Origin of the sequence: Roseisolibacter sp. H3M3-2 (genome assembly GCF_029211165.1) — a bacterium.
Classification (GTDB): Bacteria; Gemmatimonadota; Gemmatimonadetes; order Gemmatimonadales; family Gemmatimonadaceae; genus Roseisolibacter.
Map to the genome: position 1 here is coordinate 1 of NZ_JARGEK010000462.1, position 3,167 is coordinate 3,167.

A 3,167-nucleotide genomic window follows, 5' to 3' on the forward strand; every position below is an offset into this window, starting at 1 on the left:
CCTCCGCGCGGATGGAGCCTCCAATCTGCTACCAGATCTTTGATAATCGCCCAGAACGGATCCGTCTCATCCGTTCTCCCGGCAGTTGATCTTCAACGGATGGCGGCGGCCCCGGCCTCGGCGACCAGCCCGTCCTGCGCCGCGCTGGCGCCGCTGACGCCGACGGCGCCGACCACGACGTCGCCGGCGAGCACGGGGACGCCCCCCTCGACGGCGAACATGTCGGGGAGGGTGGCGAGCGCGCCCGCGTTGCCGCGGCCGAGCAGCTCGGCCCAGGCGCGCGAGGGGCGGCCGTAGCGCGCGGCGGTGCGCGCCTTCGCGCGCGCGACGTCGCAGATCGCCGGCAGCACGCCGTCCTGCCGCGCCACCGCGACCACCTCGCCGCCGCGCGCGACGACGACGACGCAGAAAGTGCGCGACAGGCGCGCGGCCTCGCGCTCGACGCCGGCGACCGCGCGCCGCGCGCCGTCGAGGGTGAGCGTGGGCGCCGCGCGCGTCGGAACGGCGGAGGCGGAGGCGCCGGCCGGCGCCTGCGCGCGCGCGGGGAGCGCGGCGCACGCGAGGAGCGCGGCGGAGAGGAGGAGTGGTGTGCGCGTCATGCGCGCAGGGTCGCCCGACGCGCGCGCGGCGACATGGGTCGGACGGTGCGCGAGTCGTCCGGGACGCGTCAGGAGGTCCGCGCGCGAGACCGCGCGTCGCGCGGTGGGTCAGCTGCACTACCCGCGCGGGGCATGGGCGCGCGCATGATGCCGCTCCCCGCGCCGCCGCCCGTCGGCCCGCCGGCGCGGGGCACGCGTCGGCCGACGCCTTCGAGGACGCTCCATGATGCGCACCACCCCGCGCGCCGCCCCGGCGCTCGCGCTGTCTTGCCTGCTCGTCGCGCTCGCCGCGTGCCAGCGCGACGACTTCCCGGAGGGCCCGCAGCCCGGGCAGGTCGTCGCGGTGCGCGTCGCGCCCGACACGCTGCGCCTCCAGCCCGGCGCCGCCGGCACGCTCGCCGCGCGCTTCCTCGACGTGACCGGCGCCGAGGTGGCCGTCACCGCCTTCGCGTGGTCGTCGGCCGACACCGCCGTCGCGACCGTCGACCAGACCGGGCGCGTCACCGCGCGCGCCGCCGGGAGCGCGCGCGTCTCGGTGCGCTTCGGGGCGAGCAGCGCGGACGCCGAGGTGATCGTGGCCGCGCCGGCGCCGGCGCCCGTGGCGACGCTGACCGTCGCGCCGACGACGCTGGCGCTGCGCGTCGGCGACACGGCGGCGGTGACGGCGCTGCCGCGCGACGCGCAGGGGACGCCGCTGACGGGGCGCGTCGTGCGGTTCGCGAGCAGCGCGCCCGCGCTCGCGCGCGTCGCCCGCGCGAGCGGCGTGGTGCGCGCCGCCGCCGCCGGCGCCGCGACGATCACCGCGACCAGCGAGGGGCGGAGCGCGGAGGCCGCGGTGACCGTGACGGCGCCCGCCGCCGCGCCGGCGCCGGTGCGCACCGTGACCGTCGCCGGCGCGCTCGACACGCTGGAGGCGTTCGACGTCGTGCGGCTGCGCGCGACGCTGCGCGACTCGGCCGGCGCGGAGCTCGCCGACCGCGCGGTGCGGTGGACGAGCAGCGACCCCGCCGTCGCGACCGTGGACGCCGAGACGGGGATGCTGACCGGCGTCGACCGCGGCACCGTCACCGTCACCGCGACGAGCGAGGGGCGCACGGGGACCGCGTCGCGCGTGGTGGTGATCCGCTACCGCTCCGTCGTCGCCGGCACGATGCACGCGTGCGACCTCGCGTCCGGGGGGATCGCGTGGTGCTGGGGGCTGGCGGGGCGCGAGGGGCGCCTCGGCGACGGTCGCGGCGGCGACGGCATGTCGTCCGCGGCGCCGGTGCGCGTCGCGGGGGCGGTGCGCTTCACGCAGCTCGCGGCGTTCGCGCGCCACACCTGCGGGCTCGCGACCGACGGCCGCGCGTGGTGCTGGGGGTACAACGGGTGGGGGCAGCTCGGCGACGGCGCGGGCGCGGACCGCCCGACTCCGGTCGCCGTCGGCGGCGGGCTGACGTTCCGCGCCATCGCCGTCGGCGCGGAGCACAGCTGCGGCGTCACCGCGGAGGGGCGCGCGCACTGCTGGGGGAACGGCGCCAGCGGGCAGCTCGGCGGCGGCACGACCGCGAGCCGCGCCGCGCCGCAGGAGGTGGCGGGCGGGCTGACGTTCGCCGCGCTCTCGGCGGGAAGCTTCACGACGTGCGCGGCGACGACGGCGAACGCGGCGTACTGCTGGGGGAACGGGACGCAGGGGCTGCTCGGCAACCCCGCGTCGGGCGCGCTGGCGTCGTCGCCGCAGCCGGTGGCGGGCGGGATCGCGTTCCGCGCGGTGTCGGTGGGGAACGTGCACGCGTGCGGCATCGCGGCCGACGGGCGCGCGCACTGCTGGGGCTCGAACGCGGGGCGGCTCGGCGACGGCGGCGGCGACGACGCGGCGACGCCGCGCGCGGTGGCGGGCGGGCTGACGTGGCGCGCGCTCTCCGCCGGCTACGTGCACAGCTGCGGCGTCACCACCGCCGGCGAGGCGTGGTGCTGGGGGAACGGCGGCGACGGGCGGCTCGGCACCGGCGACGCGTCGCCGCGCCCGCAGCCCGCGCGCGTGCAGGGGCTCGGGCGCGTGCAGGAGGTGGTCGCCGCGGGGGTCGGCACCGGACAGGGGGGGCACTCGTGCGCCATCGCCGAGGACCGGCTGACGACGTGGTGCTGGGGGCTGAACGACGTCGGCCAGCTCGGGGTGGGCGCCGCGACCCCCGCCGACACCCCGAACCCGACGCCGCGCGTGGTGCAGGGGCAGCGGCCGCTTCCGTGACGGGGCCGTCAGATCCCGCGTCGTGTAAGGGATTCGTCCTGTCGGTGTGGGGGATTTCAGGTTCGGCGGGGTGGTGACGAGACGATCATGACGGCGGGCCGGTGGAACGTCATCGGCCCGCTTCCCACCTCCCTGTCCCCTCCCTCCGATGGCCACCCCTGCCCCGCGCCCCGCCGGCCCCGCCGCGGGCGTCTCGTTCCAGACCAAGCTGCTCGCGGCCTTCGCGCTCGTCGCGGGGTTCGCCGTCCTGTCGGGTGCCGCGTCGGTCGGCGCCGCCCGCCGCCTCGCCGGCGCCGCGGCCCACGCGTCGGCCGCGGCGCCGCTGGCCGCGCCGCGCG

General features: G+C 79.3%; 3 protein-coding genes. 2 read left to right on the plus strand and 1 reads right to left on the minus strand.

What is annotated here, in order from left to right:
* Positions 1 to 92: 92 nt before the first annotated feature.
* Entirely contained in the window at positions 93 to 599 is a 507-nt protein-coding gene (locus tag PYV61_RS23015) for a heme-binding protein (protein ID WP_275836098.1), read from the minus strand.
* 223 nt (positions 600 to 822) lie between these two features.
* On the opposite strand from PYV61_RS23015, the gene PYV61_RS23020 reads away from it, so the two are divergent.
* Both PYV61_RS23020 and PYV61_RS23025 read left to right on the plus strand, forming a co-directional pair.
* Positions 823 to 2,829, plus strand: a complete 2,007-nt coding sequence (locus PYV61_RS23020) for an Ig-like domain-containing protein (protein WP_275836099.1) — start codon at positions 823 to 825, stop codon at positions 2,827 to 2,829.
* Positions 2,830 to 2,977: 148 nt separating this feature from the next.
* Positions 2,978 to 3,167, plus strand: a 190-nt coding sequence (locus tag PYV61_RS23025) for a hypothetical protein (RefSeq protein WP_275836101.1), incomplete at its 3' end; no start/stop codon positions are given.

What these genes read in the sequence shown, in the direction of transcription:
- PYV61_RS23020 (WP_275836099.1), top strand. Translation starts at nt 823, where the DNA reads ATGATGCGCACCACCCCGCGCGCCGCCCCGGCGCTCGCGCTGTCTTGC.
- PYV61_RS23015 (WP_275836098.1), bottom strand. Translation starts at nt 599, where the DNA reads ATGACGCGCACACCACTCCTCCTCTCCGCCGCGCTCCTCGCGTGCGCC.